Below are 14,089 nucleotides of genomic sequence, written 5' to 3'. Positions count from 1 at the left end.
CCGGGGGGGCGGGCCGGCCCCGTTGCCGGGCGCCCCCGGGGGGGGGGGGGGGGCCGCGGGGGCCCCCCGCCCGGGGGGCCCCCCCCCCCCCCGGGGGGGGGGGGCCCGGGCGGGGCCCCCCACCCCTCGCGTCTGTCAGGCCCCGGCGGGCGCCGCCGTGCTGTCCCGGACCACCAGCTGGGTGGCCAGCTCCACCCGGGGCAGGTTCACGTCCTCGCCGTCGATGAGCCGCAGCAGCGTGCCGGCGGCCATCGCGGCCATCTCCTGCAGCGGCTGGCGGACCGTGGTCAGTGCCGGGTCGCTCCACCGCGTCACCGGCACGTCGTCGAAGCCGACCACGCTGATGTCCTCGGGGACCCTGAGGCCCCGCTCGCGCAGCGCCGTGTAGGCGCCGAACGCCTGGAGGTCGCTGGCCGCGAAGACGGCCGTCGGCCACGGGCGCCCGGCGTCCTCCGCCTGGGTCAGCAGCGCCGCCATCTCGTCGTGCCCCGAGCGGTCGTTGAACTCCCCGTGCCGCACCGCGCCCTCGGCCACCGGCAGCCCGGCCGCCTCCATCGCCGCGTGGAAGCCGTCCGCGCGGGCCCGGCTGCACAGCAGCTGCCGGGGACCCGCGAGATGCGCCACGCGGTGGTGGCCCAGCTCGATGAGGTGCTCGGTGGCGGCGATGGCGCCCGCCCAGTTGGTCGCCCCGATCGTCGGCACCGTCGGGTCCACGTTGCCGACCGGGTCGACGAGGACGTACGGGATGCCGAGCGCCCCCAGCTTGGTGCGCTGGCGCACGGTGAGGTCGGAGACGACCAGGATCGCCCCGTCCGAGCGCCGGGCGGCGAGCTGGTCGAGCCAGGCGTTGGTGCCGGCGGTGCTGCCGTGCACGGCGGAGAGCATCATGCTGACGCCGTCGCCGCGCAGGGCCTCCTCGGCGCCGCGGATGATCTCGATGGACCAGAGGCTGTCCAGCTCGTTCAGGACGAGGTCGACGACCCCGCCGCGGCGTCTGGCCCGGCGCGGCTGGTAGTGGTGGCGGGCCATGATCTGCCGGACGCGGTCGCGGGTGGCGGTGGAGACGTCGGCGCGTCCGTTGAGCACCTTGGAGACGGTGGCCGTGGAGACTCCGGCCTCGGCCGCGATGGTGCCGATGGTCACCTTCGCCGCTGGTCGTGTGCTCATCGGCCGTCCCGTCCCCGTCCGCTGCCGCCGTGCCCGGCCGGGCACGCGGTGGCCGCCGGCCGGGCTGCCGCACCGGTCCGGAGTCCTCCCCGAAGACTATGCCGCCGCCGCCCCGGCCGGGCCCGTCCCCTCACGCCCCGTCCTCGCCGTCGGCGCGGTAGTCGAGCCCGGCGAAGTCCGCCGGGTGCCCGCCGCCGGTGAGGTCCTGGGCCGCGACGCCGACGAAGGCGCCGGTGAAGCCCCAGCTGTCGAAGTGGCCGTCGTCGCCGCCGACGGTGGCGTACTCGTCGGACAGCCGGGCCACGTCCAGGCGCGGGCCGAGCTGCCGCCACCGCTGGTCCGCCGCGTCCCACCAGGCGAAGGTGCCGGTGCCGCCCGCGCAGGCCAGCCGCAGCCGCACCGGGCCCGACCCGGGTACCGGCACGGGGGCCGCCGGCTCGGCGTACCGGCCGCGGTCGCAGGTGGCGAGGCGCAGCACGCGGCCCCGCTCGTCGTCGTGGGTGAGGTGGGCGTAGTGCCACAGCGTGGTGTTGTACAGATGCACCAGCCCGGCCATGTGCCGCGCGGAGGACGGGGCGAAGGACACCTCGGCCTCGAAGGTGAAGTCCGTGTGCTGCTGGCGGCGGGCGACCAGGCTCTGCCGGTGCCGCGAGGACAGCGACTCGGCGCCGCGCAGCCGCAGGCCGTCGCCGCCTGGGGCGGGGGAGAGCCAGGACGGGTCGGGATGGCGGCGCAGCGTCATCCACTGGGGGGGCAGCACCCCGCCGGAGCTCGGCGCGGTCAGGGGCGTGGCGGCCCGGGCGCGGGGCGCGGGCACCCGCCGAGCCGGGCGGCCCTCGCCGGCGTCGCCGGTGATCCGGGGCCAGCCGTCGGCCGTCCAGTGCACGCGCTGCACGGCGGTCTCCCGGCCGAGCACGCAGGCGCCGCGCGGGCTGAGCGGGCGTGCCGTGAGGTGGGCCAGGTACCACTCGCCGCCGGGGGTGTCGACCAGGCTGCCGTGGCCGGCCTTCTGCAGGTCCAGGGCGTCGTCGCCCCAGGAGGTGAGCAGCGGGCCCGCCGGGTCGGGGACGTAGGGGCCGGTGGCCTCGCGGGAGCGGGCGACGGTGACGGCGTGCTCCCAGGAGGTGCCGCCCTCGGCGGTCATCAGGTAGTACCAGCCGTCCCGGCGGTAGAGGTGCGGGCCCTCGGTGCGGCCAAGGGCGGTGCCCCGGAAGACGCGGCGCGCGGGGCCGGTCAGGGTGCGCGCTGCGCGGTCCCACTCCTGCATCAGGATGCCGGCGAACGGATCGCGCCCGGGCCGGTGCTCCCACTCCAGCCACAGCAGCCAGCTGCGGCCGGTGCCGCCCGCGCCGGTGTCGTGGAAGAGGGACGGGTCGAAGCCGTGCCCGGGCAGCGGGACCGGGTCGGACCAGGGACCGGTGATGTCGGTGGCGGTGACGACGTGGTTGCGGACGTCCTTGAACGCGCCCGCCAGGCTGGTCACGTTGGAGTAGACGAGGTGGAACAGCCCGTCGGCGTAGGACAGGCAGGGCGCCCACACGCCGCCGGAGTCGGGGACGCCGGTGAGGTCGAGCAGCCGCTCCTCGGTCAGCGCGCCGCCCAGCGGACGCCAGGTGACCAGGTCGCGGGAGTGGTGCAGGGTGACGCCGGGCAGCCACTCGAAGGTCGAGGTGGCCAGGTAGTAGTCGGATCCGACCCGCAGCAGGGAGGGGTCGGGGTGGAAGCCGGTCAGGACGGGATTGCGGATCGTCGGCGTCGGACGGTCCTCGGGGGCCGGGGTGTCGTTCCCGGTGGTGGGGACGGCGGCGGTCATCAGGTCCTCGGTCTCGGTCGGTGGTGGAGGAGGTCCGGGTCAGCCCTTGACGGCGCCGGCCATCACGCCGGAGACGATGCGGCGGGCCAGCAGCGCGAACAGCGCCAGGACCGGAAGGACGGAGACGACGACGCCGGCGAGCATCAGGGTGTAGTCGGTGTAGTAGCCGGCGGCCAGCTGGTTGAGCGCGATCTGCACCGTGCCGTTCTCCGGCGGCAGCGCGATCAGCGGCCAGAAGTAGTCGTTCCAGGCGAACATGAAGGTGAACATGCCGAGCACGGCCGCGGTGGAGCGCACCGCCGGCCAGGCCACGTACCAGAAGGTGCGCAGCTGCCCCGCGCCGTCCATCCGGGCGGCCTCGATCAGCTCGTCCGGGACGTTCTCCTCCATCGCCTGCCGCATCCAGAACACGCCGACCGCGGAGACCAGCGCCGGCACGATCAGCGAGCTGAGCTTGCCGTACAGGCCCATGTCGGTGACCAGCAGGTAGAGCGGGATGATGCCGAGCTGGGTGGGCACCATCACGGTGGCGACCACGACGACGAGCAGCGCGTTGCGGCCGGGGAAGCGGAGCTTGGCGAAGGCGTAGCCGGCCAGCGAGGACAGCAGGACGTTGCTGACGGCGGTGGTGCCGGCGACGGTGAAGGAGTTGCCGAGCGCCTTCCAGAAGTCGACGGTGTCGAAGACCCGCCGCATGTTCTCGATCAGATGGCCCCCCGGCACCAGGGACGGGGTGGAACCGCCGAGGACGGAGTTGTCGCTGTGCGAGGCGACGACCACCGTCCAGTACAGCGGGAAGACCGAGGCGAGAACGACGGCGGCGAGCATCGCGTAGGCCAGCGGTCCGGCCGAGTCGTGGTGCCGGGGTCCGGTGGCCCGGGGGGCCTTCGCGGCGGCGCGGGCCGGTCGGGTGCCTCGGCCGGTCTCGGCCGGGGGCGCGGGGGCGGTCACGGACGGTGCCATGAGCGGGCTCCTTTCGGTGGGCGGCCGGCCGGTCAGCGGTCGGAGCCGCTCAGGCGTCGGGTCAGGTAGAAGTTGAGGGCCGCGACGAGCGCGATGACCAGGAAGAGCACCCAGGAGATGGCGGAGGCGTAACCGGCGTCGTTGTTGATGAAGCCGTACTTGTAGAGCATCAGCGTCAGCGTCTGGAACTGGTGCTCCGTGCCGCCCTCCGCGTTGGCCTGGGAGTCGAAGAGGAAGGGCTCGGCGAACAGCTGGAGGCCGCCGATGGTGGAGATGACCACGGTGAACAGCAGGGTGGGCCGGATCGAGGGCAGCGTGATGCGGCGGAAGGTCAGGAACCGGCCGGCCCCGTCGACCATCGCCGACTCGTACAGCTCGCGCGGCACGGCCTGCATCGCGGCGAGGTAGATCAGCGCGTTGTAGCCGGTCCAGCGCCACATCACCATGAAGCTGACCGCGAGGTGCGAACTCCAGGTGTCCGCCGTCCAGTCGACCGGGTCGCTGATCAGGCCGAGGTGCTCGAGCACCCAGTTGACGACGCCGAAGTCCCGCCCGAACAGCTGGGAGAAGACCAGCGCGACGGCGACCACCGACACGTACTGCGGCACCAGGACCAGCGCCCGCCAGGTGGTGCGGGCGCGCAGCCGGCGGTCCAGGAGCCAGGCGACGGCCAGGGCGAGGATCAGCTGCGGGACCGTGGAGAGCAGGAAGATGCTGAAGGTGTTGAAGGTGGCGTTGTAGAAGTCGGGGTCGGCGAACAGGTCACGGAAGTTGTCCAGACCGGCGAAGCCGGCGTCGCCGGACAGCCGGTCCCAGTCGTGCAGCGACACCCAGAAGGTGTAGATCAGCGGGTAGAGACCGAAGACACCGAAGACGAGGAAGAACGGCGCGACGAAACTGTAGGGGACGAACAGCCGCCGCCCGCGGATCGTGACGCCGGCGCCTTTGCGGCGGGGCGGTTTCGGGGCGGTGACGACCGCCATGGTGTCCTCCTGGCAGGGACGAACGGGCTGGGAAGAGGGCGCGGGTGCCGTCCCCCGGACGGCACCCGCGAGGGTCACGGCGTCAGTGCTTCAGGTTCTTCTCGGCCTCGGAGAGCGCCTTGTCCCACGCCTCGTCCGGGGAGGCCTTGCCCTGCTCGACGGTCTGCAGCGCGTTGGCGAAGGGCAGCCGGACCTGCTGGTCCTTGGTGCCGCGGAAGCTGGGCTTGAGGTCCTTGGCGGACGCGGCGAAGATCTTCCCGGTCGGGGCGTTGTCGAAGTACTCCTTGCGGGTGCCCTGCACCGCCGGGTCGGACAGCGCCGAGGTCACCGAGGGCAGCGACCCCGTCGGGCCGGTGAAGATCTTCTTCTCCGAGTCGGCCGAGGTCAGGAACGCGGCCAGCTCCGCCGCCTCCTTGGCGTGCTTGCTCTGCTTGGGCACGGTCAGGAACGACCCGCCCCAGTTGCCGCCCCCGCCGGGCACCGCGGCGATGTCCCACTTGCCCTCGCCGTCGCTGCCGGCCGCGGTCTGGATCAGGCCGGTCATCCAGGCCGGGCAGGTCATGGTGGCCATCCGGCCCTGCTTGATGCCGGCGTTCCACTGCTGGCTGAAGGGCACCAGGTTCGCCGACTGGCCGTCGGCCGCGGCCTTCGCGGTGGCGGTGAAGGCGGACTTCACGGCGGGGTTGCTGTCGCCGATGTAGGAGTCGCTCTTGTCGAAGAAGCCCAGTTCGGTCTGGTTCATCAGGGCGCTGAAGACGTTGCCGGCCGCGTCGAACCAGGCCTTGTCCTTCACCTTGCCCCGGAAGGTCTCGCCGGTCTTGAAGTAGGCGTCCCAGGTGGGCCACAGCTTGCCGACGGCCTCGCGGTCGGTGGGCAGCCCGGCCTTGGCGAACAGGTCCTTGCGGTAGCAGATGGCGAGGCCGCCGACGTCGGTGCCGTAGCCCATCACGAACTTGCCGTCGTCCGCGGTGGCCTGCGACCACTTGTAGGGCAGGTACTCGCCCTGGCGCTTGGCGGCGCCGTAGTCGGCGAGGTTGACGAACTTGTCCCTCACCTCGCGGAACTTCGGCATGTAGCCCTCCTCGATCGCCACCACGTCGGCGGCGCCGCTGCCCGAGGCCAGCTGCGTCGAGAGGCTGTTGTGGTGCTGGTCGAGCTGGGAGACCCGCTCCTTGATCACCACGTCCGGGTGCGTCTTCTGGTACTCCGCGATGAGCGGCTTGTAGCCGAAGTCGCTGAAGGTGGCGACGGTCAGGGTGATCTTCCCGTCGGCCGAGACCGAGTCGCCCGAGGAGCAGGCGGCCAGCGAGAAGAGGGTGGTCAGGCCGGCCGCGGCGGCGAGGGAGCGGCGCAGGCGTGAGGAGCCCATGCGGGACCTCCAGTGAGGAGTGAGCGAAGGAAGGAGGGACGGTGTGAAGTCCGACCGACAAGGTGCCGTCGAGCGAAACTCTCTGTCAATGGTTACGGAGAAGTTTCGCTGAACACCCGCCGCACTAGCCGTCGACTGGTTACGCCGGAGCCGCCGCTACCAGCTTCTTCGCCCGAAACTTACGCGACCCATTGACGTAACAATCCGGTGTCTCCACGATGCCGGGCAACACCTCCGCACAGCACGAACGGGACGAGGAGACTTCACCGTGAAATCCCTGCGAAGACGAGCCGCCGCCGCCCTGGCCGGCCTGGCCACGGCCGCTGTCCTGGGCTCCCTGGGCTTCGCCTCCGGCACCGCCGAGGCCGCCGTGGCGGCCCGCAACCTGCCGGCCGACGGCAAGGTCCTCGCCCTGATGGGCCAGGACAGCGACACCCTCGCCGCCTACAAGCGCGACGTCCTGGACAACTCCGGCCTGAACGCCCCCAAGCCGGGCGGCGTCACGCTCTACACCAACCTGGTCCTCGGCGGCAGCCCCGAGCCGCTGGCCGGCATGAACTCCCCGGCCAACTGGGGCAGCGGCACGGTGGACTTCGCCGGCACCCTCGCCCAGTACCCGAACTCCGCGCTCGCCGTCGGCCTCTACCTCTCCGACGCCACCAGCGGCTGCAACAACCAGCCGCTGCGCGCCATCATCGGCACGAACGACAGCGACGTCACGGCCGGCAACCCCAGCCTGATCAGCCAGTACCGGGCCAAGGTCGACCAGATGGTCACCAAGCTCAAGAGCTACGACCGCCAGGTCTTCCTGCGCATCGGCTACGAGTTCGACGGCCCCTGGAACTGCTACAACGCCGACTACTACAAGAAGACGTTCGCGTACATCAAGGGCCGCATCGACGCCCTCGGCGCCACCAAGGTCGCCACCGTCTGGCAGACCGCCGCCTGGCCGCTCAACACCAACCCCGACCACCCCGAGTGGAACTACGTCGTCACCGACCCGGCCCACTACGACACGTGGTACCCCGGTGACCAGTACGTGGACTGGGTCGGCCTGTCCGCCTTCTACGGCGCCGGCTCGGTGGGCACCCAGTGGGGCTGCAGCAGCTACGACACCTCACCGACCGGCCTGCAGAACCGCGTCCTCGACTTCGCCCGAGCACACGGCAAACCGGCGATGATCGCCGAGTCCTCCCCGCAGGGCTACGACAACGGCGCCCGCACCAAGAGCTGCATCATGCGCAAGAGCCCGGCCGGCACCAGCGCGGAGACCATCTGGAACGAGTGGTACAAGCCCTACTTCGCCTGGATCACCGCCAACCGCGACGTGATCCGCGCCGCCGCCTACATCAACACCGACTGGGACAGCCAGACCCAGTGGCAGTGCGCCGACGGCGCCGCGGCCGGCGGCCCCGGCTGCGCCAACGGCTACTGGGGCGACGCCCGCATCCAGGCCGACCCCACCATCCGCGACCGCTTCCTCGCCGAACTGCGCACCGCCCAGTGGGTGAACGGCACCGGCACCCCCGGCCCGACCCCGACCCCGACCCCGACTCCCACGCCGACGCCCACCCCCACCCCGACCCCCACGCCCACCCAGCCGCAGGGTGACTACACGCAGGGCGTCAGCAACGGCGTCATCTGGTTCAAGCCGGCCAAGACCGCGTCCTTCGTCACCGTGCACTACCGCGTCAACGGCGGCGCCGAGCAGAACTACTTCCTCGACTACAACGCCGGCGCCGGCCGCTGGGAGAAGGCCGTGAGCCTGCGCTCCGGCGACACGCTCACCTACACCTTCGACTACCAGCCCAGCGGCCAGACCGCCCAGATCAGAACCCCCTCGTACACCTACCGCACCCCCTGACCGACCCCTTCCCCCACCGGGGCCCGCACACCCCCCTCGTGCGGGCCCCGCAGTCAGGAGCCCCCATGCACCCCCGCCCCACCCGCCTCGCGCAGGCCCTCCTCGCCCTCGCCGTCCTGCTCGGCCTGACCGCCGGCACCGCCACCGCGGCGGCACCCGCACCGGCCCCCGCCGCCGCCACCAACCGCACCCTGCTCATCGGCCAGTCCACCAAGTCAGCCTGGGACGACTACACCGCCTCCGGCAGCGGCACCCCGGCCGGCGGCTCGGTGTACTACGAGGTCAACTCGGGCAACTGGGTCGGCGCCGGCCACGCCGCCTACGCCGACTTCCTCACCAGCCGGAACGCCACCGTGCAGGTCGGCATCAGCTGGAAGGACAACCCGCCCGGCTTCACCGGCGGCGACGAGAACGCCAAGGCCGCCCGCTCCCGCCAGGTCACCCAGGAGCTGGCCAACGGCCAGTGGGCCGACCGCTTCACCCGCCTGACCGACTACATGAACGCCCACCCCGGCTCCATGTTCCTGCTCCGCCTGGACTACGAGGTCAGCAGCTACTACCACTGCACCACCCCCGACTGCTCCTCCTACAAGGGCGCCTTCGCCCGCATCCGCTCCCTGATCAAGAGCCGCATCCACCAGGACAACGCCCGCTTCGTCTTCCACCCGGTGCGCGGCGAGTACGAGGCGCTCTACCCGGGTGACGCCGTCACCGACCAGATCGGCGTCTCGGTCTTCGCGCACGAGCTGTGCCTGCCCATCCACGACCTCGGCGGCTACCTCTACAACGGCACCCCGCCCACCAACTACGACACCGCCGCCCTCCAGTGCCGCAACGCCTACATCGGCACGGACAGCAACGGCAACCAGGCCGCCGTGTGGAAGAACTGGGACTACGACGGCAATGTGCTGAAGATGATGAAGTTCGCCAAGGACCACGGCAAGAAGATGATCGTGTCCGAGAGCGGCATGATGAACTTCACCGACGACGGCGCCGACACCAGCGGCCTGGAGCCGGTCCGCGGCGCCACCTGGGTCCGCCGCCTCTTCGGCCTGATGGACTACCGCGGCCCCATCCCCAACCTGTCCGGCACCTACGACCTCTCCGACGTCATCACCACGGTGGCGTACATCAACCTGGACTTCCGCTATGGCTGGGACGGCATCCAGGACGGCACCTTCGACTTCCCGCCCAACTCCACCTGGTTCGCCGACGGCAGGCTCTCCCGCTACTCCGACGCCCGCACGGCCTTCTGCCAGGGCCTCGCCGCCCGCGGCTTCACCACCCGCTGCGGGGCCTGAGCAGGCACCGCACACACGACGCGGCCCCGGCGGGAGAGGAACCCTCCTCCCGCCGGGGCCGCCCCCACGCGCCCGTGGCTACTGCTGCGGGCGCTCCTGCTCGTAGAGCGCGGTCACCTCCTGGTCGGTGAGCGCCTTGTCGTAGGCGTGCACCTCGTCGACGGCCCCGTTCCAGAAGTCACCCGGGTTGCCGTCCCACTGGGCGCGGCCCACGGTGAGCGGGCCCGTGCTGGCGTAGGCGGGGCCGCCGGCGGCCGTCGCCGCGAGCTTGCCGTCGACGTACAGCTTGATCTGGTTGCTCGTGGCGTCCCGCACGCCGACCAGGTGGTACCAGCGGCCGGTCTGCGGGGTGGTCACCAGCCGGGCCCGCTGCTCGCCGGGCGTGCTGAAGGCGAAGGCGCCCTGGCCGTACTGGAGGTAGAACGGGCTGGCCTGGCGGCGGGTGTCCTGGCTGACCGCGGTGGCGTAGTTGCCGGGCAGCCCGTCGAGCCGCACCCACGCGGAGACCGCGTAGCTGCCGGTGGTGTCCAGGACGGGACCGGCGGTCTCGGCGGACTGGTCCTTGCCGTCGAACTTCAGCGCGCTGCCCTTGACGCCGGGCGTCCAGGTGGTGCCGGCGGACAGCTTCAGGGCCTTGCCGTTCGGCCCGGAGTCGGCGGCGGTGGTGCCGCTGCCCTCGTCCAGGGCCCAGTGGCCGCCGCCCTTCAGCTCACTGCCGGGACCGCCCGCCGCGGCGCCGGCCGCGATGACCTTGCGGTTGATCTCCCGCACCCGGACCGGGTCGACCTTGATCTCCCGGCGGTCGTAGGTGTAGAGCCCGTTCAGCTCGTTCTCGACGTCGGTGATCTGTGTGTACACCGAGCCGGACAGCTCGGCGCCGGCCTGGTCGAGGTAGTACTTCTCGGTGTTCTCGACGTACTTGCGGGTCAGCGCCTCCTTGTCGTCGACGCCGCTGTAGATGACGGTCGGGGCGCCCGGCCAGATGTGGCCCGGGGTGCGCAGCACGAAGCCGCCGTGCTCGCCGTCCATCGCGGCCCGCTTGTCGTCCGGGAAGGGCGGGTCCTCGTTGTTGTAGTCGTGGTGGTCGATGATGTCCCCGGTGCCGGAGTCACCCTTGGAGTTGCAGCAGTTGACGCCGCTGTGCGCGTTGACGACCCGGGAGGGGTCGGCTGCCTCGACGGCCTGCACGATCTTGCCGGTCGCGTCCTTGCTCCGCTCGCCCCAGCCCTCGTTGAAGACGATCCAGCCGATCACCGAGGGGGAGTTGTGGTGCTGCCGCATGGCGGCCATGCCCTGGTCGGTGAACGCCTGCTGCCCGGAGTCGGTGGCGGTGTCGCCGGAGACGAAGTCCTGCCACACCAGCAGGCCCAGCCGGTCGGCGTGGTAGAACCAGCGGTCCGGCTCCGTCTTGATGTGCTTGCGCACCGCGCTGAAGCCCAGCTCCTTGTGCGCCTTCAGATCGAAGGCGAGGGCGTCGTCGCTCGGCGCGGTGTACAGGCCGTCCGGCCAGAAGCCCTGGTCCAGGGTGGCCAGCGAGAAGATCGGCTTGTTGTTCAGCACCAGCTTCTGGAAGCCGCCGACCTTCTGGACGGCGATCTTGCGCATCCCGAAGTAGCTGCCGACCTTGTCGGTCGAGCGGCCGTCGGTGAGCTTGACGTCCAGGTCGTACAGGTACGGGTCGTCCGGGCTCCACAGGTGCTGCCGGGCCACCGGCAGGTGCAGCTTCTGGCCCGCGGGACCGCTGACCTTGCCGACAACGTTGCCGCGCTTGTCGCGGGCGACCGCTTCCACCCGCGCCCTCGGCGAGGCGCCCTCGGCGTCGACGGTCACGGCCAGCTCGCCGGCGTCGATGTCGGGCGTGGTGACCAGGGTGTCGATGGCCGTCTTCGCGACCGGCTCCATCCACACCGTCTGCCAGATGCCGGACGACTGGGTGTAGAAGATGCCGCTCGGGTTGGTGGACTGCTTGCCCTTGGGCTGCTCGGAGGCGCCGGTGTCGGTGACCCCGACGACGACCTCCTGTGGCCCGGAGCCCTTCAGCGCGTCGGTGATGTCGGCGCTGAAGGCGTTGTAGCCGCCGGTGTGCTCGGTGACCTTCTTGCCGTTCACCCAGACGGTGGCCTGGTAGTCGACGGCGCCGAAGTTGAGCTTGAGCCGGTTGTGCTGCCCGCCCTTGCCGACCTGCCAGTTCTTCGGCACGTCGATCAGTTTGCGGTAGAACATGTGGTCCTCGTGCCGCTCGAGCCCGGAGAGCTGCGACTCCACCGGGTAGGGCACGGTGATCTTCTCGTTCAGGTCCTTGCCGAAGACCGGCTGCTCGCCCGCCTTCGCACCGCTGAACTGCCAGGGACCGTTGAGGTTCTTCCACTTGGACCGCACCTGCTGGGGGCGCGGGTACTCCGGCAGCGGGTGCTTGGGGTCGACCTGGTCGCCCCACTTGGTGGTGAGCCGGTGCGCGGAGTCGTTCTGCGCCCAGCGGACGATCTTCGGCACCGCCTTGCCGCCGTCGGTCAGCCCGCCCGCGCCGTCGTAGCTGAATTTCACCTGCTGGTTCTGCTGGATCGGCTCGGCGAGCGTGATCTGCAGGGAGTTGCGGTCGCCCGGCACGGTCCTGACCGACTTCACCGGCATCGGGGTGGTGTCGGCCTCGACCTCGAGGTGCTCCGCGACCGTCGACAGGTCGCCGCCGACGCGGCCCTCGAAGCGGGCGCGCAGCGTGCGGCCGTCCTCGGTGACCGACGGCTCGACCGGGTAGACCTCGAAGCCGTCCGGCGGGGTGAAGGCCGTCTGGGGCACGATCTGCTTGGGCAGCGTCGGCGTGGACCAGCGCAGGAACATGTTCGCGCCGCCGGTGTCCTGGAACATCTCCAGGCGGAACTCGTGCTGCGTCCCGGCGGTCAGCCGCACCGCCGCGCTGGTCTGCTCCTTGTCCCAGTCCGGCTGCCAGTGGTCGATGACCGGCTTGCCGTCGATGAAGAGGCGGAAGCCGTTGTCGCCGATGGCGTAGAAGGTGTAGTCGTCGGTGGCCGGCGCCTCGATCTTGCCGGTCCAGCGGGCGGTGGTGTTCTCGGTCTGCCCGGTCAGCTCCTGGAACGTGCCGGTCAGGCCCGAGAAGTTGACCTGCGGGTCGAGCGAGGTGCCGCCCAGCTCGGCGAAGTCCCGGGCGCCGGGCGCGGACATGCGGAAGTACTCGCCCTTGAGGCCGTGTACTTGGACGGCGGCCTGCCCGGCGGCGGGCCGCGCGGCGGGCGCGGCCGTCGCGACGGGGGCCAGCGCGGCTGTCGGCAGCAGCAGCGCGGCGGCGATCAGCAGGGCCCGGGTTCCGGCTCTGGGACGGGGGTGTCGTGGTGTCATCGGACCTTTCCTCGTACCGGGGTGCGGCTCTTTCAACGTTGGAAAGCGAGTAACAGCGGAATGACAACACGCCACTTGTGGACTGTCCAGACCCTGTGCGCCGTGCTGCGCGGGGCGTTGACAGGTGCTGCGCAGGTCACCATGCTGTGACCGCGTCCTTTCATCGATGTAAACCCGTCCGTGGAGGTGACCATGAAGCTCGTCCGCCGTCTGCGCGGCCCCGTTGCCGCCCTGTTGTCCGGTGCGCTCGCCGCCCTGCTGCTGACCCTGTCCTCGGCCGGCGACGCCCGCGCGGGGCAGACCGCCCTGCGCGCCGCCGACCCCAGCGTGCTGCGCGTCGGCGGCACCTACGTCTCCGTCCAGTCGACCGGCGGCGGCATCGCCGTGCGGCAGGCGTCCTCCACCGACGGCCTCGCCGCCGCGCCCGCGCGGCAGATCTGGTCCGACACCCGCAACCTCGGCGAGGTCTGGGCCCCGGAGGTCGTGCGCGACGGCGGCCGGTACCACGTCTACTTCTCGGCCGGCCGCGGCAACGCCCACCGCATGTACGTGATCAGCTCGGCGAACCCGGACAGCGGCTACACCGGCGAGACCCAACTGGCCCTGCCGGACGGCAAGTGGGCCATCGACGGCACCCTGTTCACCTTCAACGGGCAGCGCTGGTTCGTCTGGTCCGGCTGGGCCGGGGACACCAACGTCGAGCAGAACCTCTACATCGCCCGGATGAGCAGCCCGACCACGCCGACCGGCGCGCGGTACGTCATCTCCCAGCCGCGCGAGAGCTGGGAGCGGGTGGTCGGCAACCCGTTCATCAACGAGGGGCCCGAGGCCATCAAGGACCCGAACGGCCAACTGCACGTCGTGTACTCCGCCAACGGCAGCTGGAGCGACCAGTACTGCCTGGCCGACCTGAGGCTGCGGGCCGGCGGCGACCCGGCATACGTGTGGGACTGGTACAAGTCCAACGGCTGCCTCTTCGGCTCCAACCGGGCCACGATGATGGCCGGCTGGGACCCCACGCTCCATGTCAACGGCCCCGGCCACCACAGCTTCGTGCTGCTCGACGGGGACATCGGCACCAGCCCGCCGGCCGGCCCGCGCTTCCCGCTGATGTTCCACGCGGTGCCCAAGGGCACGCTGTACTCCTGGGCCAACCGCTACTGGTACACCGGCTCCTTCTGCTGGTGGGGCAACACGACCTACCGCCGGGCCAACGTGCCGGGCCCGACGACCGACACCGGCTGGAGCCTGAAGTTCTTCGAGTGAGCGATGGCA

The 14,089-nt window shown here is 71.4% G+C and carries 9 protein-coding genes; 3 read left to right on the top strand and 6 right to left on the bottom strand.

The window, feature by feature from the left end:
• Positions 1-135: 135 nt before the first annotated feature.
• The 5 genes from ACGFZL_RS26105 to ACGFZL_RS26085 form a co-directional block, all read right to left on the bottom strand.
• Entirely contained in the window at positions 136-1,167 is a 1,032-nt protein-coding gene (locus ACGFZL_RS26105; protein ID WP_393695235.1) for a LacI family DNA-binding transcriptional regulator, read from the bottom strand.
• A 130-nt stretch (positions 1,168-1,297) separates the two neighbouring features.
• A complete protein-coding gene (locus ACGFZL_RS26100) occupies positions 1,298-2,980 on the bottom strand; it encodes a glycoside hydrolase family 43 protein (protein WP_393695233.1) in 1,683 nt (560 codons plus the stop codon).
• Between the two features lie 39 nt (positions 2,981-3,019).
• On the bottom strand, positions 3,020-3,943 hold the full coding sequence (locus ACGFZL_RS26095) for a carbohydrate ABC transporter permease (RefSeq protein WP_355175712.1): 924 nt from the start codon (positions 3,941-3,943) through the stop codon (positions 3,020-3,022).
• Positions 3,944-3,975: 32 nt separating this feature from the next.
• A complete protein-coding gene (locus ACGFZL_RS26090) occupies positions 3,976-4,926 on the bottom strand; it encodes a carbohydrate ABC transporter permease (protein ID WP_393695231.1) in 951 nt (316 codons plus the stop codon).
• A gap of 82 nt (positions 4,927-5,008) precedes the next feature.
• Positions 5,009-6,295 (bottom strand): extracellular solute-binding protein, encoded by a 1,287-nt coding sequence (locus ACGFZL_RS26085; RefSeq protein ID WP_393695229.1) that lies wholly within the window; start codon positions 6,293-6,295, stop codon positions 5,009-5,011.
• Between the two features lie 268 nt (positions 6,296-6,563).
• On the opposite strand from ACGFZL_RS26085, the gene ACGFZL_RS26080 reads away from it, so the two are divergent.
• Complete coding sequence (locus ACGFZL_RS26080; protein WP_393695227.1) at positions 6,564-8,159, top strand: endo-1,3-beta-xylanase; 1,596 nt, start codon at positions 6,564-6,566, stop codon at positions 8,157-8,159.
• 65 nt (positions 8,160-8,224) lie between these two features.
• Entirely contained in the window at positions 8,225-9,460 is a 1,236-nt protein-coding gene (locus ACGFZL_RS26075) for a hypothetical protein (protein ID WP_393695225.1), read from the top strand.
• Between the two features lie 78 nt (positions 9,461-9,538).
• Here ACGFZL_RS26075 and ACGFZL_RS26070 read toward each other — a convergent pair whose 3' ends face one another.
• Entirely contained in the window at positions 9,539-12,814 is a 3,276-nt protein-coding gene (locus tag ACGFZL_RS26070) for a LamG-like jellyroll fold domain-containing protein (RefSeq protein ID WP_393695223.1), read from the bottom strand.
• Between the two features lie 192 nt (positions 12,815-13,006).
• Here ACGFZL_RS26070 and ACGFZL_RS26065 point away from each other — a divergent pair, with 192 nt between their 5' ends.
• A complete protein-coding gene (locus tag ACGFZL_RS26065) occupies positions 13,007-14,080 on the top strand; it encodes a glycoside hydrolase family 43 protein (RefSeq protein WP_393695221.1) in 1,074 nt (357 codons plus the stop codon).
• The last annotated feature ends 9 nt before the right edge of the window (positions 14,081-14,089 follow it).

The sequence above is a fragment of the Streptomyces sp. NPDC048182 genome, from assembly GCF_043202555.1.
Classification (GTDB): Bacteria; Actinomycetota; Actinomycetes; order Streptomycetales; family Streptomycetaceae; genus Streptomyces.
Note: the sequence above shows the minus strand (reverse complement) of the source record. Positions and strands in the feature narration are given on the sequence as shown.

What these genes read in the sequence shown, in the direction of transcription:
- ACGFZL_RS26105 (WP_393695235.1), bottom strand. Translation starts at nt 1,167, where the DNA reads ATGAGCACACGACCAGCGGCGAAGGTGACCATCGGCACCATCGCGGCC.
- ACGFZL_RS26100 (WP_393695233.1), bottom strand. Translation starts at nt 2,980, where the DNA reads ATGACCGCCGCCGTCCCCACCACCGGGAACGACACCCCGGCCCCCGAG.
- ACGFZL_RS26095 (WP_355175712.1), bottom strand. Translation starts at nt 3,943, where the DNA reads ATGGCACCGTCCGTGACCGCCCCCGCGCCCCCGGCCGAGACCGGCCGA.
- ACGFZL_RS26090 (WP_393695231.1), bottom strand. Translation starts at nt 4,926, where the DNA reads ATGGCGGTCGTCACCGCCCCGAAACCGCCCCGCCGCAAAGGCGCCGGC.
- ACGFZL_RS26085 (WP_393695229.1), bottom strand. Translation starts at nt 6,295, where the DNA reads ATGGGCTCCTCACGCCTGCGCCGCTCCCTCGCCGCCGCGGCCGGCCTG.
- ACGFZL_RS26075 (WP_393695225.1), top strand. Translation starts at nt 8,225, where the DNA reads ATGCACCCCCGCCCCACCCGCCTCGCGCAGGCCCTCCTCGCCCTCGCC.
- ACGFZL_RS26070 (WP_393695223.1), bottom strand. Translation starts at nt 12,814, where the DNA reads ATGACACCACGACACCCCCGTCCCAGAGCCGGAACCCGGGCCCTGCTG.
- ACGFZL_RS26065 (WP_393695221.1), top strand. Translation starts at nt 13,007, where the DNA reads ATGAAGCTCGTCCGCCGTCTGCGCGGCCCCGTTGCCGCCCTGTTGTCC.